19 protein-coding genes and 1 tRNA gene are annotated in these 23,480 nt (G+C 56.6%); 15 read left to right on the plus strand and 5 right to left on the minus strand.

Annotation, left to right across the window (positions count from 1 at the left end; genetic code table 11):
* The first annotated feature begins 397 nt into the window (after positions 1-397).
* The 8 genes from VFX97_00490 to VFX97_00525 all read left to right on the plus strand — a co-directional run bounded on the left by VFX97_00490 (position 398) and on the right by VFX97_00525 (position 10,817).
* Positions 398-2,773: an ATP-dependent Clp protease ATP-binding subunit gene (locus VFX97_00490; GenBank protein HEX5701676.1), complete on the plus strand. Its 2,376-nt coding sequence runs from the start codon at positions 398-400 to the stop codon at positions 2,771-2,773.
* A 328-nt stretch (positions 2,774-3,101) separates the two neighbouring features.
* Positions 3,102-6,191, plus strand: coding sequence for an outer membrane protein assembly factor BamA (bamA, locus tag VFX97_00495; GenBank protein ID HEX5701677.1), 3,090 nt, complete (start codon positions 3,102-3,104; stop codon positions 6,189-6,191).
* Between the two features lie 109 nt (positions 6,192-6,300).
* Entirely contained in the window at positions 6,301-6,945 is a 645-nt protein-coding gene (locus VFX97_00500) for an OmpH family outer membrane protein (GenBank protein ID HEX5701678.1), read from the plus strand.
* Positions 6,946-7,022: 77 nt separating this feature from the next.
* Positions 7,023-7,622, plus strand: coding sequence for an OmpH family outer membrane protein (locus tag VFX97_00505; GenBank protein ID HEX5701679.1), 600 nt, complete (start codon positions 7,023-7,025; stop codon positions 7,620-7,622).
* Between the two features lie 119 nt (positions 7,623-7,741).
* Entirely contained in the window at positions 7,742-8,188 is a 447-nt protein-coding gene (gene fabZ, locus VFX97_00510) for a 3-hydroxyacyl-ACP dehydratase FabZ (protein ID HEX5701680.1), read from the plus strand.
* An 8-nt stretch (positions 8,189-8,196) separates the two neighbouring features.
* Positions 8,197-9,012 carry an acyl-ACP--UDP-N-acetylglucosamine O-acyltransferase gene (gene lpxA / locus VFX97_00515; GenBank protein ID HEX5701681.1) on the plus strand — a complete coding sequence of 272 codons (816 nt, stop codon included), beginning with the start codon at positions 8,197-8,199 and terminating at the stop codon, positions 9,010-9,012.
* 194 nt (positions 9,013-9,206) lie between these two features.
* Positions 9,207-10,004, plus strand: coding sequence for a UDP-2,3-diacylglucosamine diphosphatase LpxI (gene lpxI, locus VFX97_00520; GenBank protein ID HEX5701682.1), 798 nt, complete (start codon positions 9,207-9,209; stop codon positions 10,002-10,004).
* 120 nt (positions 10,005-10,124) lie between these two features.
* Positions 10,125-10,817 (plus strand): peroxiredoxin, encoded by a 693-nt coding sequence (locus tag VFX97_00525; protein HEX5701683.1) that lies wholly within the window; start codon positions 10,125-10,127, stop codon positions 10,815-10,817.
* Between the two features lie 76 nt (positions 10,818-10,893).
* Here VFX97_00525 and VFX97_00530 read toward each other — a convergent pair whose 3' ends face one another.
* On the minus strand, positions 10,894-12,180 hold the full coding sequence (locus VFX97_00530) for a hypothetical protein (GenBank protein HEX5701684.1): 1,287 nt from the start codon (positions 12,178-12,180) through the stop codon (positions 10,894-10,896).
* Positions 12,181-12,306: 126 nt separating this feature from the next.
* On the opposite strand from VFX97_00530, the gene VFX97_00535 reads away from it, so the two are divergent.
* The 6 genes from VFX97_00535 (at position 12,307) to VFX97_00560 (ending at position 20,688) form a co-directional block, all read left to right on the plus strand.
* On the plus strand, positions 12,307-13,323 hold the full coding sequence (locus tag VFX97_00535; protein ID HEX5701685.1) for a medium chain dehydrogenase/reductase family protein: 1,017 nt from the start codon (positions 12,307-12,309) through the stop codon (positions 13,321-13,323).
* 239 nt (positions 13,324-13,562) lie between these two features.
* Positions 13,563-14,717 carry an NAD(P)/FAD-dependent oxidoreductase gene (locus tag VFX97_00540; protein ID HEX5701686.1) on the plus strand — a complete coding sequence of 385 codons (1,155 nt, stop codon included), beginning with the start codon at positions 13,563-13,565 and terminating at the stop codon, positions 14,715-14,717.
* Between the two features lie 290 nt (positions 14,718-15,007).
* The gene (locus VFX97_00545) at positions 15,008-18,172 is read left to right on the plus strand and encodes a hypothetical protein (protein ID HEX5701687.1); all 3,165 of its coding nucleotides are present in this window, start codon (positions 15,008-15,010) and stop codon (positions 18,170-18,172) included.
* 87 nt (positions 18,173-18,259) lie between these two features.
* Positions 18,260-19,135: a TPM domain-containing protein gene (locus VFX97_00550; GenBank protein ID HEX5701688.1), complete on the plus strand. Its 876-nt coding sequence runs from the start codon at positions 18,260-18,262 to the stop codon at positions 19,133-19,135.
* A 76-nt stretch (positions 19,136-19,211) separates the two neighbouring features.
* The gene (locus VFX97_00555) at positions 19,212-19,829 is read left to right on the plus strand and encodes a LemA family protein (protein ID HEX5701689.1); all 618 of its coding nucleotides are present in this window, start codon (positions 19,212-19,214) and stop codon (positions 19,827-19,829) included.
* 127 nt (positions 19,830-19,956) lie between these two features.
* Positions 19,957-20,688, plus strand: coding sequence for a hypothetical protein (locus VFX97_00560; protein HEX5701690.1), 732 nt, complete (start codon positions 19,957-19,959; stop codon positions 20,686-20,688).
* Between the two features lie 53 nt (positions 20,689-20,741).
* Here VFX97_00560 and VFX97_00565 read toward each other — a convergent pair.
* Positions 20,742-20,815 (minus strand) — tRNA-Gln (locus VFX97_00565).
* A gap of 297 nt (positions 20,816-21,112) precedes the next feature.
* Here VFX97_00565 and VFX97_00570 point away from each other — a divergent pair.
* On the plus strand, positions 21,113-21,409 hold the full coding sequence (locus VFX97_00570; protein HEX5701691.1) for a histidine kinase dimerization/phospho-acceptor domain-containing protein: 297 nt from the start codon (positions 21,113-21,115) through the stop codon (positions 21,407-21,409).
* A 12-nt stretch (positions 21,410-21,421) separates the two neighbouring features.
* On the opposite strand, the gene VFX97_00575 is transcribed toward VFX97_00570, so the two are convergent.
* The 3 genes from VFX97_00575 to VFX97_00585 all read right to left on the minus strand — a co-directional run bounded on the left by VFX97_00575 (position 21,422) and on the right by VFX97_00585 (position 23,446).
* Positions 21,422-22,120: a pirin family protein gene (locus VFX97_00575; GenBank protein HEX5701692.1), complete on the minus strand. Its 699-nt coding sequence runs from the start codon at positions 22,118-22,120 to the stop codon at positions 21,422-21,424.
* A gap of 51 nt (positions 22,121-22,171) precedes the next feature.
* Positions 22,172-22,885, minus strand: a complete 714-nt coding sequence (locus VFX97_00580; GenBank protein HEX5701693.1) for a hypothetical protein — start codon at positions 22,883-22,885, stop codon at positions 22,172-22,174.
* A 96-nt stretch (positions 22,886-22,981) separates the two neighbouring features.
* A complete protein-coding gene (locus VFX97_00585; protein ID HEX5701694.1) occupies positions 22,982-23,446 on the minus strand; it encodes a GAF domain-containing protein in 465 nt (154 codons plus the stop codon).
* Positions 23,447-23,480 lie beyond the last annotated feature (34 nt).

Raw genomic sequence — 23,480 nt, forward strand, 5'->3', positions numbered from 1 at the left:
TCCACGGGCGCGATTCCTTGTGCGAAGGTCGTGCCATCTGATTGGAAATAGTTAAGTCGTTAGCAGAGAGGCAATTAGGGCTGAGTTCGACCGCGCGGTTCAATCACAATCTCGTCACGCTGACCGAGGTGGCAGTCAAACTAACTGGCTCGCCGACCAGCAGGGAAGGGTAGTTTCGCAGCCGAGGAACGGGTTCCACATTTCAACCACGCATCGTGATTAAGCGATGGACCGAATGCCAAATTAAGATGGAGAAGCGCGCGTGGTAATACGCGCATCTAACCCCGCAACCGATGGCTTCGGAATTGAAAGGCTTCTTAGGGTTTGGTGGTTAGGTTATAATGCCCGCGCGTGGAGGTGGCAGGCCACGCCGCGGCAATCATAACTAATTAGACGAATGTTCGAACGCTACACAGAAAAAGCGCGACGGGTAATTTTTTTCGCTCGCTACGAAGCGTCGCAATTCGGCGCGCCCGCGATTGAGCCGGAGCATCTGCTGCTCGGCCTGATGCGCGAGGACAAGACGCTCACCGGGCGCTTCTTCCCGCGCGCGCAGATCACCATCGAAGCAATCCGCCGGGAGATTGAAGGCCGCACGTTGCTGCGCGAACGGATTCCAACTTCCGTCGAATTACCTTTGGCGCCGGAAACGAAGCGTGTGCTGCATTACTCGCATGAGGAATCTGATCGCCTGCAGCACCGGCACATCGGCACAGAGCATTTGCTGCTCGGACTTTTGCGTGAAGAACGTTCGATGGCGGCGCAGATTCTATTCGAGCGCGGCTTGCGCCTGAACGCGGTGCGCGACGAGATCGCGCGACAGAGCGGCGCCGACGCGCGTCATCGCAAAGACATTCCGCACCTGCTCGAGTTTTCGCGCGATCTGACGGAAGACGCTTCCAACGATCGCCTCGATCCGTTGATCGGCCGTGAGCCCGAGATCGAACGAGTGGTGCAAATTCTTTGCCGGCGCACCAAGAATAACCCGGTTCTGATCGGCGAACCTGGCGTCGGCAAAACTGCAATCGTCGAAGGCCTCGCGCAGCGCATCGTGCGCGGCGAGGTGCCATCGTTCCTCGAGAACAAACGCATTCTCTCGCTCGACATCAGTTTGATCGTCGCGGGTACGAAGTATCGGGGTCAGTTCGAAGAGCGGCTCAAGCAAATCATGCGCGAGTTGATCGACAATCCGCAGTACATCGTGTTCATCGACGAGCTGCATACTTTGGTGGGCGCGGGCTCGGCGGAAGGGTCGCTTGATGCGGCGAATATCCTGAAGCCGGCGCTCTCGCGCGGCGAGATTCAGTGCATCGGCGCCACCACACCGGCGGAGTTTCGCAAATCGATCGAACGCGACCGCTCGCTGGAACGACGCTTTCAGGCCGTCAAGGTTGCACCGCCATCCGAGGTTGAAGCGATCGAGATTTTGTCCGGCGTGCGCGAGCGCTACGAGAGTTTTCACCAGGTGCATTACGCCGATGATGCGCTGGCCGCCGCTGTGATCCAGTCAAGCCGCTATATTCCCGATCGTTTCCTGCCGGATAAGGCTATCGACGTGATCGACGAAGCGGGAGCGCGAGTGAAGCTGCGCGTGCGCGCTGAGCAGGGAAGCATCGATGCGTTGACTGCGTCGTTAACCGAATGGGAGCGCGCTACCTACGGCCGCGCGCAAGCGCCCATCGAAGAAGAAGATCCCATCGTGGTAGGCGAGGTGACGCGCGGCGACGTTGAAGAGGTGATTGCGCGGTGGACCGGCATCCCCATCACGTCGCTGAAAGAGGGCGAGTCAAAGAAACTTCTTCGCATCGAAATCGAGTTGCACAAACGCGTCGTTTCACAGCGCCCGGCAATCTCGGCGCTCGCGCGCGCCATTCGACGCTCGCGCGCAGGCTTGAAGAACCCGCACCGGCCCGTCGGGTCGTTCCTGTTTCTGGGGCCCACGGGCGTCGGCAAGACGGAAGTGGCCCGGTCACTCGCGCAGTTTCTGTTCGGCAGCGAGCGCGCGATGATTCGCTTCGACATGTCCGAGTTCATGGAGAAGCATTCTGTCTCCAAATTAATCGGCTCTCCGCCGGGTTACGTCGGGCATGAAGAAGGCGGGCAACTGACGGAACGCGTGAAGCGCTCGCCCTATGCCGTGTTGCTGTTCGATGAAATCGAAAAGGCGCACACGGACATCTTCAACATTTTGCTCCAGGTCTTTGAAGACGGAATCCTGACCGACGCGCTCGGCAACACCGTTGATTTCAAGAACACCATCATCATCATGACGTCGAACATCGGCGCGCGCTTCATTCAGAAGAGAGCATCGCTCGGTTTCCAGGGGACCGCCGACATGTCGAGGACGAAGATGGAAGAAATGGTGATGAGTTCGGTGCGCCAGACCTTCAATCCTGAGTTCATCAACCGGCTCGACGAGATTATTGTGTTCGACGAACTCGGCGATCCGGATCTGCTCGACGTGTTGCAGCTGCAAGTGGATCAGATTAACCGGACGATGACGAATCACGGCTTTATCGTTCGCCTGGCTGACGATGCGAAGCGCTGGATACTCGACAAGACCTGCGCCGATCGCTCATACGGCGCGCGCCCGCTCCGCCGCGCGCTGCAGAAATACGTCGAAGATCCGCTTTCGGAAGCCTTGATTCAGGGCCAGCTCGGAGAGGCGTCGCTGGTGGAAATGTATGTTGAGAGTGGCGAACTCGGCTTTCGCTCGATCATGATCGATGAAAACGGAGTCGAGCAGCCCAGCGATTTGCTGCTGACGCAGTAAAGACGCACTGCAATTCAAGTGTTTCTATTGTCCAAAGTGTGCTCCACTTTGGACTTTCGCTTTATTTTGCCGGTATAATGCGCCACTTTGTTGAGCTGAAAACTGGCAACGAGCGAAGGCGGCGGTGAATCCAAGTGCTCCCCAGGCTGCGCGACGCCCAGGTTTGTGTTACGGTTTTCCCAGTAAACGCTGATTAATTTAAGTGCCGGAACCCCGATTGCTCGTCGGCGTGGAATGGCACAAACTAGCGCTCTTGCTTTGCCCCATCTGGAAACTCAGATGGATTGACTAATAAGTATCCGGAAGAGACCTCCAGGGACCGGCACCTATGCATTCATATCGCGTTGTTTGGCTCGCTTTTCTGAGCGCCATCATCTGCATTTCTTCACTGGCTTTCGCGAAAACCGCGTACGCCCAAGACCCGCAGCAACGTATCGTTGAAAGCGTAGACATCATCGGCAATCGCCGGCTGCGCAAAGACGACATCCTTTATTACGTACAGACCCGTCCCGGCGACGTCTATAACCCGGCCCAGGTGCAGCGGGATCTGCAGGCACTTCTCTCGTACGGGTTCTTTGATAAGGTCGAAACGCGAGTCACCGAAGAGGTTGGACCGCGAGGCGGCGTTGTCGTTACGTTTTATGTCAAAGAACTCCCGATCCTGCGCGACATTATTTTCGCCGGCCTCAGCAGCGTTCCTGAGTCAGATGTCTTAAAAGCATTTCGTGAGCAGCGCGTCGGGGTTTCCAAAGAAGCCATCTACGATCCGGTCAAAGCTCGCAATGCGATCCGCGTACTAAAGCAATTGCTTGCCGCCAAGGGCTACCCGAACGCGGTCATCACCGAAGAGAAAGAGCAGATTTCGGCGACGTCAGTGGCGATCACCTTCCGCATTGACGAAGGCGCGCGCGTGCGTGTGGCGGAGATTGAGTTTGAGGGCAGCAAAGTTTTTAAGAGCGGGCAGCTTCGCAGCCAGATGAAGTACGTTAAAGAAGCCGGCCTGTTCTCACGAATTAAAGAACAAGACATTCTGCATCGTGAGAAGCTCGACTATGACCTGCATATGGTTGATAACTTTATGCGGTCGAAAGGTTATCTGCAGGCGCGCCACGGCGAGCCGCGCATCGAAGGCCTCGGCCGTCGCCGCACGGGCTTTCCGATTTTGCCCTTGCCCTTCCTCTCTTCTACGGATGACGTGCTGCGCATCACGGTTCCCATCAACGAAGGAAAACTGTTTCGCCTCGGCGACATGAAGATCGAAGGCAACTCGATTTACTCCGAAGAGTTCATCAAGGCCGTGATTGGTCTTCAGAAAGGCGACATCGCAAACGGCGAGGCGATCAGCAAGGCGCTGTACGAGAATTTGAAGAAGGCTTACGGCGCGCAGGGCTTTATTCAATACACGGCTGAAATTCAACCGACGTTTAAAGATAATCCGCAGAAGCCCGATGAAGGCGTCGCGGATTTTCTAGTTACGATCGACGAAGGCAAGCAGTTTACGTTGCGCCGGCTCGAGTTCACGGGCAACACCTTCACGCGCGACAACGTGCTTCGTCGTGAAGTGCTGATCAACGAAGGCGATATCTACAACCAGAACAACTTCGAGTATTCGATCATTCGGTTGAACCAGCTGGGCTACTTCAACCCGATCGACAAGGACAAGGACGCCGACTATCGCACTAATGAAGAAGAAGCGCTGGTTGATATCACTCTGAAAGTTTCGGAGAAAGGCCGCCAGGAAATTTCCTTCAACGGCGGCATATCGGGCATCGGCGGGTCGTTTTTCGGTCTGCACTACGCGACGAACAACTTGTTCGGCCGGGGCGAAGTGCTCTCAATTGATTTGGCGGCGGGCAATCGCCAGCGCAGCTTCAGCCTTTCGTTTACCGAGCCGTACATCAAGAACCGACCCATTACCGCAGGCTTTTCTATCTTCGCCTATTCGCAGAAGTTTTTTGGCGAAGGCACGGCGCTTTCCTCGAACATCGACGCGCAACAGGGGCTATTCGGCTCGGCTTTGGACTTTGCGCAGGCCAGTTCAGAAAACCTCTTCACCCGCGACTCGTACGGCGTTTCAGTCTTCGCTAGTTCGCCGCTGTCTGAGTTCTATCGCAAACGGCCGTTCACGCAATTTTCGCGGGTCGGACTTTCGTACCTGTTCAGCATGTCCAGCACGAAAGATCCGGAAGTTAACGAGAGCGGGGTGGCGGAAGCGTTCATTCCCATCGTTTACCGGCAGCCGAACATCATCACGAGCCGCATTACCGGAACGTTTGCCTACGACGTGCGCGATTACAAAGGCGGCATCGACGCGACCTCGGGCCGTTCGTTGTCGGTGGGGTTGGCCTTCGCCGGATTGCTCGGCGACGTGCGCACGTATCAACCGACGGTTGAATTCACTCAGTTTTATCCGATCCGCAACAAGAAGAGCAATAACCCGCAGGTCTTCGCATTCCGCATTCAGGCCGGCACCGTTGGCGCATTCGCGATTTCCAATAAAGTCAGCGGCGCCAACTCGCTCGCGTTTGTTGACGGCGTCCCGGTTTACGAGCGCTACTTCCTCGGCGATGAGTTTTCGATTCGCGGGTATCCACCGCGAGGTATCAGCCCGTTCTATCCGCTCGACACTTATATAACTTCGCAAAACGTTGTGATCGCCACCAACTCGTCAGGCCCGGCCGCTTCCGCGGGACTGCCGCCGCAGTTGGCTCTGATGGGATTGTTCACCGGACCGGAAGGAAACAACGTGGCGCAGCTCGGCCGAAGTTACTTCCGCCTGGGTGGCGATTCCCAACTGCTTGGGAATTTTGAGTATCGCATTCCCATCTTTGGCAGTACGGTCTCGGCCGCCTTGTTTGCTGACATTGGATCGTCTTTCAATTGGCGCACCGGTGGCGACCAAAGTTTTTCCAGCGAGTTTCTACCGGATCTGCCGTTTCTACAAACCGTCGGCTCGGTGCCTTGCCCCAGGTTTGGGCCCCTCGCGACTCTACCCGTCACCCTCAGTTCGCTGGTTTTCTGCAAGAATCCACAATTGGCGGTTCAACCTTTCTTCGGCGCTCTCGTCGCGCGAGACAATCGCCTCGTAACGCAGACGGAACTTGACGAGAATCAGGTTGGGATAATTAACCCGGCAACAGGGCTTCCGCCGGGATTTCAGCCGGTATTCTTTCGCGGCGAGGCGCAGACGACGACCGTCGCGCGTCTGGGTGAAGCCAAGTTCGCCAAAATCAGCGATTTTCACACCAGTATCGGGGGCGAGCTGCGGGTGCAAGTGCCGGTTCTAAACGTGCCTTTTCGGCTGATTTATGCGTATAATCCGAGGGCGCGCGGCGACTTCCAGATTATTGACGGCGTGCCGTTTATTTTCAACGAGAAGAAAACCACGTTTCGGTTTAGCGTCGGCCGCACCTTCTAGTTTCAGAACGTCAACGCTTAAGCCGCAGAGGCAAACCAATCCGGCGATCAGGACAACTAAGTTTTCAGTTCCAATCGCCTCTTGAATTTAAGGAGTAGTACGACAGGTTATGAAAGTAATTCGTGCGACAGCCGCGGTCGCTTTTTTCGTGGCATTGACGGTCGCTTCGGTTTCCGCGCAGACGCGCCCGGCCGCCGGCACCGGCACGCAACCGCGGCCAGCCGCTACCCCCGGGCCCACCGCTCCATCAACGGTCAGCGTCCCGGATAGCAAAGTCGCTTTGATCGATAGCTCGGCCTTCGCCGATGAGAAGCAAGGCATCGCCAAGTTCGTCAGCGCACTGAAGAGAGTGAATGCTGAGTTTCAGCCGCGCCAGACCGAGCTGCAGAACCTGCAACAACAAATCGAAAAAGCTAAAAGCGATTTGCAGAAGGCTGCTCCGGTACAGGATGCGAAGGTTACTCAACAGCAGCAGGACCGCATCGCCGTGATGGAAACAGACTTTAAGCGCAAGGGTGAAGACGCGCAGGCGGCTTTCAATAAGCGTCTTGAGGAAGTCCTGGGTCCAATTTACGAAGACATCGGCAAAGCGCTCGACGTTTTTGCCAAGGCTCGGGGCATAACCCTGATTCTGGATGTCACGAAAGTTCAGGGTATCGTGAGCGCGGCGGACGCGATGGACATCACGCGCGCCTTCATTACTGAATTCAACAGTAAGAACCCGGCCACCGCGTCGTTGACAGCGCCGAAGTAACCGGAGCTTGAGGAACCGAACAGATGCGGAGATTGGCCGGTTGCCTCTCTCCGCATTTCGCCGTTAAGTAACTAACCATGAAACGAATTTTGTTGCCACTTTTGCTCGTTACGATCTCAGCAGCCGCGTCTGCCCAGACGCCCGGCACGACCACTTCGGCCCCACCACAAACGGCGGCGGTACCGCGCAGCAAGATCGCGGTCATCTATTCCGGAGCCTTCCAGGATGCGAAAGAGGGCATCACCCGGTTTGCTGCGACTGTTACCAAACTGAACGCCGAGTTTCAGCCGATTCAAAACGAACTGAACCAGACGGCGCAAAGATTGAACGCCCTGCAGGAAGAGATCAAGAAGATGCAGGGAGGCACGACGCCCGCTACTCCGCAGCAGATTCAGGCGAAGATTGAACAGTTTGACACCCAAAAGAAGGCTTACGATCGCAAGGGTGAAGACGCCCGGCTAAATTATCAAAGACGCCGCGGCGAATTGCTGATGCCGTTACAGGAAGATGTCGGCAAGGCACTCGACGTGTTCGGCAAGGCGAATGGCATTACCATGATTATCGATGGGACTCAGGTGCCGCTGGTTTACGCTGCCGATACCATCGACATAACCAAGGCGTTCATCGCGGATTACAACCGCCGAAACCCGGCGACTACAGCAGCAACGCCCCGGTAACTAACCATTTCCCATTCGTCATTTGACAGCTTTCATTTGCCATTGCCCGGTCAGCAGATGCTGTGGTGCCAATGAGCAAATGAAAAATAGAAAATGACAAATGGAAAATGAGCTTTCCAATGGAAACCGTTCTCGACTCTGAAGGAATAAAAAAACTCCTCCCGCACCGCTATCCGTTTTTGCTCGTCGATCGGATCATCGAACTCATTCCCCGCACGCGCGTCGTCGGGATCAAACAAGTCAGCATCAACGAAGAATATTTTCAGGGCCACTTTCCGGGCGCGCCGGTAATGCCCGGCGTTCTGGTAATTGAAGCGCTCGCTCAATGCGGCGCGATCCTGGCGCTGCGTGAAATCGAAAATCGCGATCAAAAGCTGGTGCTCTTTACCGGCATAAAGGAAGCGCGCTTTCGACGCCCGGTGGTGCCCGGCGACACCCTGGTGCTGGAAGTGACGGCGTTGCGGACCGGCTCGCGCATTCAGCGCATGCGCGGCGAAGCAAAAGTCGACGGACAGATTTGCGCGGATGCCGAACTTACGAGCGTCATCGCCGATCGAGAACCGTAAACCCCACGATGAGTTCTCCATTCATGCAAAGCGAGAAACAGTCGCAATCGAATCAGATCCATTCGTCTGCCATCGTCAGCCCACGCGCGCGCATCGGCGACGGCTGCTACATCGGCCCGTACGTGACGATTGGCGACGACGTTGAACTCGGCCACGGGGTGCGCATCGACTCGCACTGTGTGATCGACGGGCGCACGCGCATCGGCGATGAAACACACATTTATCCGTTTGTCTCAATTGGCCTGCCGCCGCAGGACCTGAAATTTGCCGGCGAAGATACTGAGACTGAAATTGGCCGCCGCAATCGCATCCGTGAATTCGTTACCATTCATCGCGGGACCACAGGCGGTGGCGGCATCACGCGCACCGGAGACGATTGCTTCCTGATGGCGCAAACGCACATCGCGCACGATTGCCTGATCGGCAATAACGTGATCATGGCCAACGCGGCAACGCTTGCGGGCCACGTTATCGTGCAGGACAGCGCCAACATCGGCGCGTACTCAGGCGTGCACCAGTTCTGTCGCGTCGGCCGTGAGGCCTATGTCGGTGGCTACTCGGTGGTGGTGAAAGACGCTCTGCCCTTCGCGCTCACGGTGGGCAATCACGCAAAGTGTTATGGCTTGAACAAAGTCGGCATGCGCCGGCGCGGCTACTCGCGTGAGACGATGGACGCGCTCCATCACGCCTTTCACTTATTGCTGACTGCAAAACTCAACACTTCACAAGCCGTTGGACGGATTCGCGCGGAGATTGGTGGCATCCCCGAAGTTGAGGAACTGATCGCGTTTATCGAGACTTCGCAACGTGGAGTAGTGAAGTGATAAACGGCGAGGCGTAAGACTCTGAGCTTTTGCGTAGCCCGGGCGTTTACGCCTGGGAAAGCGTGGACGAAAGTTTCTGCCCCATTTATGGGGCTTTTTGAATTAGCCTTAGAAGCCTCCTAAAGGAGGCTCGGTTTTTTGCTCGTTTCTCCCCAGGCGTAAACGCCTGGGCTACGGAAAGCAATGGCAGTTCAATGAAGCTGGGACTCATCGCGGGGAACGGTACATTTCCGTTCCTGGTCCTTGAAGGTGCGCAGAAAGCCGGCGCGCAGGTCGCGGTCGCCGCCATTCGTGAAGAGACCGATCCGCAAATCGAAAAAGTTTCGGACAATGTAACCTGGGTTGGTGTCGGCCAGCTCGGCAAGATGCTGCGCTTTTTCAAAAAGGAAGGCGTGGATAAGGCAATCATGGCCGGCCAGGTCAAGCACGTTCAGATCTTCAGCAGCTCAATTCCCGATCTGCGCATGGTTAAGATGCTTCTGCGTCTGCCGCGCAAGAACACTGACGCTTTGATCGGCGCGGTCGCGAATGAACTGGCCAGCGAAGGAATTGAGCTGATCGATTCCACCTATTTTTTGCAGGAGCATCTGCCGCAACCGGGGAGCCTGACCAAACGGAAACCTGACGAACGCGAGCGGGGCGATATCGAATACGGACTCGAAGTAGCGCACGAAATTGCGCGGCTCGATCTCGGCCAGACAATCGTGGTTCGCGATCGGGCGTGTGTCGCGATTGAAGCGATGGAAGGCACGGACGCCGTGATTAGTCGCGCCGGCCAACTGGTGCGTGGCCGGTTAACCGTCGTCAAGATCGCCAAACCCGGTCAGGACATGCGATTCGATGTGCCCGTGGTCGGCCTCTCAACCATTCAAACGATGATTGAGGCTGGCGCGACCTGTCTATGTCTGACCGCCGGGAAGACTCTGATGTTTGAACGGGATCAGATGCGTCAGCTCGCGGACAAAAACAAGATCGCGATTGTGGCTGTTTAGGGCCGGAGGACCAGCTTGACTTAAGCGTCGAATGGGAATAAAAGGCTGACCATAACCCGGTCATCATCAGCTTTCCGAAGCATTTCGTTCTCAAAAAAGTTTCTTTAGGAGGAGTACATCATGGCATTACGTTTAGGAGATACGGCGCCGAATTTCACGGCCCAAACCACTGAGGGATCAATCGATTTTCACGAATGGATTGGCGACAGTTGGGCGGTTTTGTTTTCGCACCCGAAGGATTTCACCCCGGTTTGCACGACTGAACTCGGCTATATGGCCAGCATCAAGCCCGAATTCGACAAGCGCAACGTGAAGGTCATGGGACTAAGCGTCGACCCGGTCGAAAACCACGCGCGCTGGTCGACTGATATCGCAGATGCGACTGGTCACGCGCCGAATTATCCGATGATCGGTGATACCGACCTGGCCGTGGCGAAGCTTTATGACATGTTACCCGCCTCGACGTCCGGGACTGCTGAAGGGCGCACTGCGGCAGACAACATGACGGTGCGGACCGTCTTCGTCATTGGGCCGGACAAGAAGATCAAACTGATGTTCGTCTATCCGATGGGGACGGGCCGGAACTTCGATGAAGTTCTGCGCGTGATCGATTCGATTCAGTTGACGGCGAATCATAGTGTCGCGACGCCGGCGAATTGGAAAGACGGCGACGACGTAATCATCGTGCCGGCGCTGAACGACGAAGCGGCGAAGGAAAAATTTCCGGACGGTTGGAAGACGATCAAGCCTTACCTGCGCGTCGTTCCGCAGCCGAACAAGAAGAAGAGTGACACGGCCACGGCCGGCTCGTAAGCGGACTCAATCCAAAAAAATTAAAGGCGCGGAGTGGCAATGCCCTCTGCGCCTTTTTGTGTCTGTCTGTGCCGGTCTAGTCACTTTCGACCGTGTAGGTAATCGTCACCTTACCACCGGCGGGGACTGTTGCCTTGAACTGGACCGTGTTTGCGCCGAGGGTCTCAGCGGCAACGGTACTTTCGGTGATCTTCCATTCGTTGTCGTCGTAACGTTCGATGCCCTCCCGCACGAAAGCCTCGGCGGGTGCAGAGCCCCGGTTCATCAAAACGATCTCGACTCTCGTCACCAGTTTGTTATCGCTCTCATTTGCTAAGCGCTTGTCTACGACCCGACGTTCCAAGATCCGCCGGGTACCGAAGATTGTGGTTGAACGGCCCTGGCTCAGGCTGAACTCCCCATTGGGCGGGACGAAACCGATGCGATCCTGTCCGACGATCTGCGAAATGGCGCCTTCGCGCTGATATATCGTAACCAGTCCGGCGGGCATCGGTGCGCCGGCAGAGTTTTTCAATACCAGCCGCACTTCTAACCCGCGCGGCAGCAGAATGAAGCCGCCGCGTCCCATCGTCTGCGCGTCGTAGGTGTTCTCGAAGATGTTTCGTTGGACGACCCCCAGCCGCGCGCGCTGAAAAATCGGAAAGCGGCTAATGATGGCATTGGCGTTCAGACTTATGTTGTTACCGAGCGTGAAGCGATCGAAGGCGCTCAGGGTTGAGACATCCGCGAATGAGGTTCCACTAGGCCGGTCCTCGTCCGGGCGGGAAATGTTTGATTGCGCCTGCGTCGTGTATTCCCGCCGGTAACCATCGCTTGATCCGTCGGACAACAGCGAGATTTCGCCCGCTACCAGATCGATTGTCCCGGCGTCGAGATCCACGCCGGTGTTGTTGTTCAGTGACACCCACGAATCCAGCATCGCGGCGGTGGGTGGCGCGCCCTTGGCCGTTGGTTCCAACACCAGCAAGTAATCCGCCTGCCATGAGATGCCCGGCGCGAGGTAGTCCACCTGAACTCGTTTGCGCCCCGCAGGCCCGCGATTTTGAATGACGAGATGCAACACCGGCGATTTTTCGTTATTCACCTGTGGACCGTCATAGGTCACGTCCTGCCGTAAGACTTCCGCGTCCTCGGCGATGACGCGCACGGTGCGGATGCTGGCGCGCGGCATCAAGCTGCGCCAAACGATCGTGTTGCGCCCTGGCTGCAACTCGATCATCCGCTCGTCGAGAAACTCTGCAATGTTCGCGTTGTAAACCGTCAGATGCGCAAGATTGTGCGGAGCGTTTTGCGCGCGTGCAGGCAAGCATGCGAAGCCACAAAACAAAAAGGCCAACAGTAAAGAACATGATTTTCTCAGCATCAAGGATCTCCTTCTTCGAACCAGACTGGTGCCGTCAATCTAACGCACGCGGAGTGGCAAGACAAAGACGTGGTTTGCGAGTAATCTTGCTCAGCTTTTCGCACCAAAACCACGAAGGGGGAACAAATGCGACAGATCGTGACCACCGGAAACGGTGACGTTGGAGTGATGCGCGTTGAAGAGGCGCCCGATCCAAAACCAGGTGCGGGCGAAGTCCTGATTCGCGTGAAAGCCGCCGGTCTGAACTTTGCCGACATCCTCGCGCGTCAGGGTTTGTACCCCGACGGCCCTCCCAAGCCTTGCGTAATGGGTTATGAAGCTTCCGGCATTATCGAGGACGTGGGCGAAGGTGTCGATCGAAATCTGATGGGTAAGGCCGTCATCGCAATGACGCGCTTCAAAGGTCAGGCCGAACTCCTCGTCGTTTCGGCCGCGCAAGTGTTTGCGAAACCTGACGCGCTCACATTCGAAGCAGCCGCTGCCATTCCAGTGAATTACTTAACGGCATGGGCGCTGCTAGTGACGATGGGCGGTCTGAGGAAGGACGAGGCCATCCTGATTCATAACGCGGGGGGCGGTGTTGGATTAGCGGCCCTGGACATTGCCAAACACATCGGCGCGCGCACTATCGGCACGGCCAGCCCCGGGAAGCACGAGTTTCTTTATCAGCGCGGATTGGATCATGCGATTGACTATCGCAATCAGGACTGGCTGCCGGTGCTCATGGATCTGACGGGCGGCCGGGGCGTGGAACTGGTTATCGATCCGTTAGGCGGTCCCAGCTGGAAGAAAAGTTATCGCGCCCTCCGCGCCACGGGTCGCATGGGCGTCTTTGGAATGTCGGTGGCTTCGGCTTCAGGAATTCGTGGCAAGCTGCGCGCCTTTAAAGCGATTGCGCAAATGCCCCGCTTTAGTCCGCTTGGACTGATGAACAGAAACAAAGGCGTGTTCGGTCTGAATCTGGGTCACATGTGGCGCGAAGGCGAAAAGGTGCGCGACTGGACGCAGGAGATCATGCGCGGTGTCGCTGAAGGCTGGATTCGCCCGCACGTCGATCGAGCATTTCCTTTCGATCAAATCGCCGACGCCCACCGGCACATGGAACAGCGTAAGAACACGGGCAAGGTTGTCCTCGTGCCTTAGCTTTTTACGTGACCGTCCGCTTGTGGCAAGCAGTGCAGTTTTTCGAAGTCGGCGACAGCGGATGCATAGCGGGCGCGTCCGTCTCCCACCGATTTGTGGCCACATTCAAATTCAGTCTCGCGCAAATCTCACGAGCCGATCTCCGTCCGCATACACCTCGCAGGTGTGGGCACCCACATTGTTGCGTACCCCGCGACGGCCGAAGATTCTTCTTCACGAGGCTTTAATATTCGACAGCGATGAAGACTTTCGACGTAGTGGTGATCGGAGCCGGCTTGGCAGGATTACAGTGCTCGCGCCTGTTGGCGGCGCAGGGTTTTCGCATACTGCTGGTTGATCGAAAACCGACGCTCGCGCATTCAGTACATACGACCGGAATCTTCGTGCGGCGGACCCTTGAGGACTTTAAGTTTCCCGAAGATTGCCTCGGTCCGCCCGTGCGGCACGTCACTCTTTATTCGCCGGCGCGGAGGTCGATGGAGCTTTCAAGTCCGCACGATGAGTTCCGGGTGGGCCGGATGGGTTTGTTATACGAACGATTCCTGGAGCACTGTCTCGAGGCAGGCGTCGAATGGATGCCGGAAACTCGTTTTACCGGCCTGACTGACTCTGAAGCCGGTCGCGTTGTGCATCTTGAGGGCCGGGGATCCACGCACCAGGTGCGAACGCGTTTGATCGTGGGCGCTGATGGCGCCAATTCGCGCGTGGCGCGCGCCCTCGGGCTCGATCAAAATCGGGAATGGATTGTCGGCATCGAGGAAGTCCTCGAGGACGTGCCGCTGGACGGCCCACCGAGATTTCACTGTTTTCTTGATCCGCGGCTGTCGCCGGGTTATCTCGCATGGGCGGTCCATGATGGAGAGCAGGTACACGTCGGCGTCGGCGGTTATTCAGCGCGCTTTGATCCGCAGGAAGCTTTGGAGGAATTCAAGGGAAGTCTGAACGGCATTCTTGATCTGAGGAATGCGAGGTTCGTGGAAAAGCGCGGCGGGCGCATACCCGTGGGTGGCGTCATGCGACGTATTGCGAACGAGCAAGGTTTGTTGGTCGGAGACGCCGCCGGTGCTGTTTCCCCGCTGACGGCCGGTGGCCTCGATCCCTGCATGAGGCTCTCGACTTTTGCTGCTAACGAGATCACCAACTATCTACGGACGGCCGGACGTTGTTCTCTCGCCAAATATTCCGGTGAGCAGTTTCGCGCGCGATTCATCTCGCGTCTTTGGTTGCGACGCGTGCTCAAGACGATTAACCAACCAGCGCTGGTTGAATTGGGGTGCGGAGTAATGCGTCTGCCACTGTTGCGTTCGTTTGCGTGGCACGTCTTCTTTGGACGCAACTCGTTTCCGGATATTGACTCAACCATCGCGGCGTCACCCGCCTCCGAACTAGCCTAATAAGCCGGGGTGAGCGAACAAACTCGCCGAGCTGCGTAGCAGCGGTCTTAGCTAAGCCCAAAGCTTCGCCTTGGGCTTAAATACAACCGTCCCGATAAATCGGGACTTCGTTGAAATACTGTCAGCCAGATCTGAAGTGATCAGCGATCAATCAAGAGCATTTAGCATCACCTAAGACTTATTGGGCGAAGCCGCAAAGTAGGACACCCCGGACACTAAACGTTTCCCTGCAAACTCTTCAGCGATTGGTGTATCATCCCGCGAAATTTTGCTGCTTCGAGGATCAATCCATGACCAAGCGTCTCCTTTCCCTGCTCGTCCTGTGCTTTTTTCTGACCACCCTGTCCGCGCAAACCAGACAGACGCCTTCGGCTGATGACTACAACGCGATTTTCAAATCGCTTAAGTGGCGCTCCATCGGGCCGTTTCGCGGCGGACGCTCAGTGAGTAGCACCGGCGTCGTAGGCGATCCGAAGACGTACTACATGGGCACGACCGGTGGCGGTGTGTGGAAGACCGACGACATGGGCCTGAGTTGGCGGAACATTTCAGACGGCTATTTCAAGACGGGTTCAGTCGGCGCGATCGCCGTCGCGGAAAGCGATCCGAACGTGGTTTACGTCGGCATGGGTGAGCACGCAGTGCGCGGCGTGATGACGCACCACGGCGATGGCGTTTACAAATCGACCGATGCGGGCAAGACATGGAAGAAGATGGGCCTTGATGCGACGCAACACATCGCTCGCATCGTCATTGATCCGAAGAATCCAAACATTGTCATCGTCGCCGCGCAGGGCGCGCTTTACAGTTCTTCGAAGGAACGCGGCATCTACAAATCAACTGACGGCGGCGCGACGTGGAAGAACGTTCTGTTCGTGAGCGACAAAACCGGCGCGGCGGAATTGTCCATGGACATGACGAATACGCGAATTCTTTACGCGGCGATGTGGGAACACGGACGTTTGCCCTGGAAAGTCATTAGCGGCGGCCCGGGCAGCGGACTATACAAATCGACCGATCAGGGCGAGACGTGGGAAAGATTGAAGGAAGGCCTGCCGGAAGAAATGGGCAAGATGTCGATCACCGTGAGCCGTTCCAATCCGGAAAAAGTTTATGCGTTGATAGAGAGCGATTCCGACAAAGAAGCGGGTGGCCTGTTCGTTTCAAACGACGCCGGAAAGAAATGGAGCCGCATCACGAACGATCATCGTCTCGTGCAGCGCGCCTGGTACTACATCGAGCTGTTCATCGATCCGAAAGACGAATACACCATCTATGTGTTAAGCGCGCCCGCGCTGCGATCCATCGATGGCGGCCGAACCTGGGAAACGTTGTCGGGCACCCATGGCGATTTTCACGACCTATGGATCAATCCGGACGATTCGAAGAACTTCGTCATCTCGAACGACGGGGGCGCGGCGATAACTTTCAACGGCGGCAAGACGTGGAGCACGCAGACCAATATGCCGACGGCACAGATGTATCGCATCAACGTGGACAATCAGTTTCCGTATCGTATCTACGGCGGACAGCAGGACAACACCTCAGTCTCGATTGCCCACCGCGAACTTGGCGGCGGAGGCATTTCGACTAACAGTTGGACTTACTCAGCCGGCGGAGAAAGCGCCTTCCTTGCCTTCGATCCTGACGATCCGAAACTCGTCCTCGGGGGAAGTTATCAGGGCACCATCGAAGTGCTAAACGTGAATGCAAAAGGCGGCACCAGCATCATGGCCGCACCCATCCAGTACCTGGGAATGGACGCAAAGGATCTGAAGTATCGTTTCAACTGGAACGCGCCGATCATCTGGAGCAAGCACGAACCGAACACCTTCTATCACGGCGCGCAGTACGTTCTGAAGACGAGCGACTGGGGCAAGACATGGAAGGAAGCTTCGCCCGACCTGACGCGTAACGAAAAAGAGAAGCAGGGGAAAGGCGGCGGCCCGTACACCAACGAAGCCGTCGGCGCAGAGAACTACGGCACCCTCGCGTACATCACAGAATCGCCGCACGAGAAGGGCGTGATTTGGACGGGCAGCGATGACGGACTGGTGTATTTAACGCGAGACGGCGGCGCTAATTGGAAGAACGTGACGCCTCGCGGTTTGTCCGAGACTCTCATCAATGCGATTGAGGTTTCGCCGTACGACAAAGCCACTGCGTACATCGCGACCACGCGCTACAAGTTCAACGATCACCGTCCGGGCCTTTACAAGACCACTGATTATGGCGCGACCTGGTCGAAGATCGACAACGGCATTCCGGCGAACGCTTTTACGCGCGTGGTGCGCGAGGACGACGTCCGCAAAGATCTGCTGTTTGCCGGGACGGAACTCGGCGTGTTCATTTCGTGGGACGGCGGTAGAAACTGGTCACCATTTCAATTGAACCTGCCGGTTACGCCGATAACAGATCTGCGCGTGCACAAAGGAAACCTGATCGCCGCGACCTCGGGCCGATCGTTTTGGATACTTGACGATTTGAATGTGCTGCGCCAGTACAAGAAGGACACGCCGGCTTTCAGCCTCTACCGGCCGGCGAACCCCTATGTCGTAAATGGCTCCAGCGAACAGGATGGCACCAGCGAAGATTTCACCGGCGCTAACACCTTCCGTGGCGTGAATCCGGCCACGGGCGTAGTCATTCATTATCACCTGCCAGAGTTGAAAAAGGATGAGCACATCTCGCTCGAGATCAAAGACGCCGAGGGCAATCTCGTGCGCACTCTTTCTTCCAAAGGCGATGAGAAATTCAGGCGCTGGGACGGCGGTCCACGAGCCGAACCACTGCTTCCAAAAAAGCAGGGCCTGAACCGTTTCGTTTGGGACACGCGTTACGCGACGATGCCGGGCATTCCAGGCGTTTACATCGAAGCCGGCTATGCAGGACACAAAGCTCCACCGGGCAGATACTCGCTCACGTTGAAGAGTGGCAGCCAGACTCTCTCGACTGAAGTCGAGATCCTCGCGAACCCGCTCTATCCGACTGACGCGGCGACGTACCGCGAGTACCACAGCACCATGTTGAGCATGGAAACTGAATTGGCGACCATGCATCGAATGGTGAACGACCTCTACGAGAAACAGAAACAGTTAGAGTCCCTCATCAACTCGATTCCCTCCGGCGACAAGTACGCGGCAATTAAGAAGGAGAGCGAAGCGCTTCTCCGGAAGATGAAAGCGTGGGACGAAGAGATGGTGCAGCGTAAATCGAAGGCGTACGACGACGTCGAGAACTTTCCGAACAAGTTCACCGCCAATTATCTTTTCATGATCAATGCGACGGAGAGCGACATACCCAGAGTCAATCAACCGTCGCTCGATCGGATGAGAGAGTTGAACGCGCAGTGGGCTTCATTGAAAGCCCGAGCCACCGAAATTCTCGACCGAGACATTCCTGCACTGAACAAGCGCATGTGGGACGCGGGATTAGGAGCGATCTGGAAGTTTTAGGTTTTTCGCGCCCTCAGGCCCCAAATCCCGTCTGCGTTTTGCCGCGGCATCTAAATTGCGGACAATAGCCCAGAACGCTATTTGCCGTTGAAAACGAGACACTACGTTTGGCTTATTCTGGCCGTGCTTCTGGGCACGGCCTTGAATTCGTTTGCGCAAACACCGCAGTCGCCACTGCCGCCGCCCACTGGCTATGTCAACGATTACGTTGGCGCCATCGATCGCACGACAAAGAGTGAACTGGAAGCGACGCTCACGAATTTGGATCGCCAGCAGGGAATTCAGTTCGCCGTCGCGGTCGTCGAGACTGCGGGCGGTCAGACTATCTTTGACTACTCGCTTGCCGTCGCGCGTGGCTGGGGCTTGGGTTCGAAGGATACCCAGAAGCCCAGCCTTCTCCTGGTTGTCGCTCTCAAAGATCGAAATGCCTTCACGCAGATCAGCCGTCACCTTGAAGGCGACATTCCGGATGGACTCGCCGGGCAGATTCAGCGCGAGAAGATCATCCCCGCCTTTCGTGCGGGTGAGTACGGCCGCGGGATACGAGACACGATCTACGAATACATCAGGACAGTGGCGCGGAAACAGGGATTCAGTACCGACAAGATTTTTCCTGCCGGAACCACCTCGCAGCCACCGGTTCGCGCGGCGCGTCCGCAGACGAACAGATGCATGTCGATCATCGTCATCGGCGTCATCGTGATCGTCGTACTCGCGCTTCTCGCCGCGGCGCGTAGAGGCGGAAGAGGCGGGCCCGGAAGCGGCGGCGGCAGCGGCTGGCTCGGGTGGATGGTCTTGAGCATGCTGCTCAGTGGCCGCGGGGGTTCAAGCTCGAGTGGCTGGTCGGGCGGCGGATTTGGCGGGTTTGGCGGGGGCGGAGGCGGCGGCGGTGGAGGCGGCGGCTTCGGTGGCTTCGGCGGCGGCGGAGATTTTGGCGGCGGGGGAGCCGGAGTTAGCTGGTAATCATTACGACACGAATTCGCGTCGTTTACAGCAAATACAGCGGTTAAGTTAAGCTACATCAAAAGGAGATTCGCAAATGGGTAAGAAAGTTGGTCTGATCGTTCTGGGTGTCATCGTGGTGGTCGGGCTGATCCTCGCCATCTGGGGAATTGGCAGCTACAACGGACTGGTAACGAAGAGGCAGAATGTGGATGCTCAGTGGGCCGAGGTGCAGAACCAAATGCAGAGGCGGGCTGATTTGATTCCAAATATCGTAGCCACGGTCAAAGGCATTGCTGGTCTCGAAGAGCGAGTATTCACGCGAATCGCCGAAGCGCGCTCGCAACTGCTCTCGACGATTCAGAATCCGAACGCCACCACGGAACAGAAGATCGCCGCCGATCAGAATTTGACCACCGCGATGCGCGATGGAGGCCTGCTGGGCACAGGTGGCCGCTTTCTGATGATCACCGAGAATTATCCGCAGTTGAAATCTAATGAAAATTTTCTTCGATTGCAGGATGAATTGGCCGGGACCGAAAACCGGCTGGCCACATCCCGGCGCGACTACACTCTGGCGGCGCAGGATTACAACACATCGCGAAGCAGATTTCCGACCGTGCTGATTGCCGGGCTACTGGGATTTCCAGCGCAGCCGTACTTTCAAGCGGATCCGGGAGCGCAACGCGCGCCGACGGTCGATTTCAGCAAGTAGCCGCAAAGGGCCGAATGTTTAGAGGCGGCGTGCTATGCGTATTTAACGTTTAGAGGCGGCTACCGCTCGCCGAGTAGAGTCGGGCAAGTAGCCCGGCTCTAAACGACGACGGGTTCCCTGGATGACTATGGCCGAAGAGACAAATTCTAAGGTTCTTCAGCGGTTGGTCGAAGACTTAATCGCCGCGCACGGGCAGAACCTCGCTTCAATCACGGTGTATGGCTCAACTGCGGTTGAAGAAACAACTGACGACCGCGCACATCACAACGTGCTGGTGGTACTGCGTCGAGTGGCTGTAGAAGACCTGCAGCGATCAGTTGAGCCGGAACGCGTCTGGACGAAAGCGAGGCAGCCACTGCCTGTCTATTTCTCGCTCGATGAATTGCAACGCGCGGCTGACGTTTTTCCCATTGAGTTTCTGCAAATGCAGAAGGCGCGGCGGGTGCTACACGGGTCAGATCCGTTGGAGTTAGTCGAGACTTCGGACGCCAACCTGCGTCACCAGCTTGAATACGAACTCAGAACGAAGTTTCTCCAGCTGCGGCGGCTCTATTTTCCCGCGTCACAGTCAGCGGAAAAGCTGGCCGCGCTGATGGTCGAAAGCCTGTCCAGTTTCGCAGCTCTGTTTCGGGCGGTGTTGATGCTGCGGGGCAGGGAAGTTCCCGTCGCCAAACGGGACGCGATCCATGCCACGGCAAATGAGTTGGGTCTGGATGTGGCGCCGTTTGACCGGATTCTCGAACTCAGCGGTTCGCCAAAAGCGAAACTAAATGAAGCTGAGGCAAACGAGCTCTTCGGCGCGTACCTCACGCAACTCGAACGCGTCATTGACGCCGTCGATCAAATCCCGGGTCATTAACTTCTCTTCTTATTGTTTTAGCAGGCGAGTTATTGTTTTAGCAGGCGAGAAATTGGCTGGGAGGCAGGGACTCGAACCCCGATAGCCAGATCCAGAGTCTGGTGTCTTACCATTGGACGACCTCCCAGCAGCGAAATCGAATTTACAAGCGCCACGCTGCCAAAGTCAAACCACTTGCATTACAGCGCACCGACGCACCGTGGAGTTACTCACGGCGGTCCTTTTCGGCCGGCGCTTAGCGCGCGTGGCGCGCGCGTACCTGTGGCTCGCATAATTCCTTGCGAAATGTGCGCGGTTGCGAGGTCACAGTGCGTGAAAAAAGTCTTGCGCGTTAGACCGACAATCAGCAGAATGAGGTGGCGGCACCCTCATCGATTTTGCCGACTCTTCACGGTCGTCGACTTCAAAGGTTCTACCCCGACAAATGAGCCAAACAGAATCCCCCGACACCGAATTGGACCGCTTGCGGGTCACTGTTCAAGATTACGAAAACAGACTCTCCGAGGCGGCCACGTTAGTCGCGCACGTCAGGCATGAGATTAACAATCCACTGGCAGCTTTGTTGGGCCAGGCGCAGTTGCTTTTGCGTGAAGAAGACCTGAGCGAGAAGTCGCGGCGGCGCGCGGAAACTATCGAGAGTCAGGCGAAGAGGATCGAACAAATAGTGGGAGAGCTTCGGGCGGTGCAGGCGCCATCCACTGCACTCAACAATCAAAGCTAGCCCCCGGCGTACTTAAGCGAGATCAAACAGGAGCACTTCCGCTCCGTCGTTAGCCGCGAGTCGCAATTGATTTTCGTTGCTGACCGCGGCGCCGTCGCCTTGCTTTAACTCGTGCCCGTTGACGTTAAGGTTTCCGCGCGCGACTTGAATCCAGGCGTAACGTTTGTCGGCTAGCGTGTGCTCAATCGATGAGCCGGGTGGGAAGATCGTCGCATACAGACGCGCGTCCTGCTGAATCGTGACTGAGCCGTCGCGACCGTCTTCGGATGCCACCAGGCGCAAGCCTCCGCTGCGTTCTTCTTCCGAAAAGAATTTCTGTTCGTAGCCTGGCGGCAGATTTCGCGCCCGCGGCATAATCCAAATTTGCAGCAGGTGCACCGCCTCAGTCGCTGACGGATTGAATTCGCTGTGCGCGACACCGGTGCCGGCGCTCATGCGCTGCACATCGCCGGGACGAATTACTGAACCATTCCCCATGCTGTCGCGATGCTCCAGCTCGCCTGAGAGGATGTACGTGATGATTTCCATGTCGCGGTGCGAGTGCGTCGGAAAACCCTTCGCCGTGGCGACCCGATCTTCGTTGATGACGCGCAAGCTGCGAAAATGCGTATGCGCGGGATCGTAATACTGATCGAACGAGAAGGTGTGATAAGTGTCGAGCCAGCCGAGATCAAAATGGCCGCGTTCTTCTGATTTGCGAATTTTAATCATGATGGAGCGCCCGCATCCCTGCGGGCGGAGCGCAGGCATCTTGCCTGCGAATTAAACAGCAACCACAGAGGGCACCGAGGAAATTTGAGCGACGTCGCAAATCGCCTCGATTAGTTTCGACAAGTCCGCGCGCGTGTAAATCTCCAGCCCTTCAGTATCCAACTCAATCGATAAACCTGCGCGCCATTGGTCGAAGTCTCGCATTGCCGTCGCTCGATCTGAATCGTCGATGGTCGAGAGATACATCGCGTCAGCCTTGGCCAGGATTCTTTTTGATGACGTCTTCAATTTGTTATCGCCAGCGCGCGCGCACATGATCGCGTAATCCGCTTCGACATAGTCGAGAAAGCTGTTGCCTTCGACGATCACGCCGGCGGATTGCACGCGGGATAACGCCTCGTTGATTCCCGCTTCAACCTGATCTTCGCCGACGATGACCCAGTGCACGTTCACCGCGCCGGCGTCCCAAAAGCGTCCCGTATCTTTACCGGTTTCGTAATTGCCGGCCCGTCCCGAACGAATCAGCGGCTCATCGCGCAGCAGTTCGCTAACGCAACAGCCGCTCGGATCTTTGCCGCAAGAACGGTAATGGCCACGCGTCAGTTTGATCGCTTCCCATTCGGTACGCACGCCTCCGGCGTGCAGCATGCCGGAGGCATGCGTACCAATTGATAGCCGTGCAAGCAATTCACACACGAGCGTCGTCTTGCCTGTGTTCGACGACAAGCCGCTGACAGCGACGATGATGGGACGGCGATCGTTCATTCTCAATAACGTTTGGAGGCCCGTTAGGGCCGTAATGTATATAGAACCCCAACGCTGACTAAATCATTAGCTCCTTTATCGCTCCTACGGAGCGAACTAGCCACTCGCATCAACCAGAATTCTTGTCAACTTTTCCAGCCCCTCACCATCGACCGTATCGAACCTTCCCATCAAGGGGCTGTCGAGATCGAGCACACCGATCAGATGCGAATCTTTCAGCAACGGTACCACGATCTCGGAGTTCGAAGCGCTGTTGCAGGCAATATGGCCCGGAAACTCGTGCACGTTCGGCACGATTACCGTTTCACCTTTCGCTGCGCTCGCGCCGCACACGCCCTGACCAATCTTTATTCGGACGCACGCTGGTTGGCCCTGGAACGGTCCCAACACCAACTCACCGTCCTTCACAAAATAGAATCCGGCCCAATTCAAATCAGGCAATGAGTGAAAGACAACGGAAGAGAAGTTGGCCGCGTTCGCGACCAGGTCGCGCTCACCGGCGAGCAGAGCAGAGAGTTGCGCCGCGAGTTGGTCGTAGAGTTCGGACTTTGAAGTCGTCATCAATAGTTTGGATGCCTTGCCTTACTTAGTCACG

Source organism: Pyrinomonadaceae bacterium (genome assembly GCA_036277115.1).
In the GTDB taxonomy this organism is placed as follows: domain Bacteria; phylum Acidobacteriota; class Blastocatellia; order Pyrinomonadales; family Pyrinomonadaceae; genus UBA11740.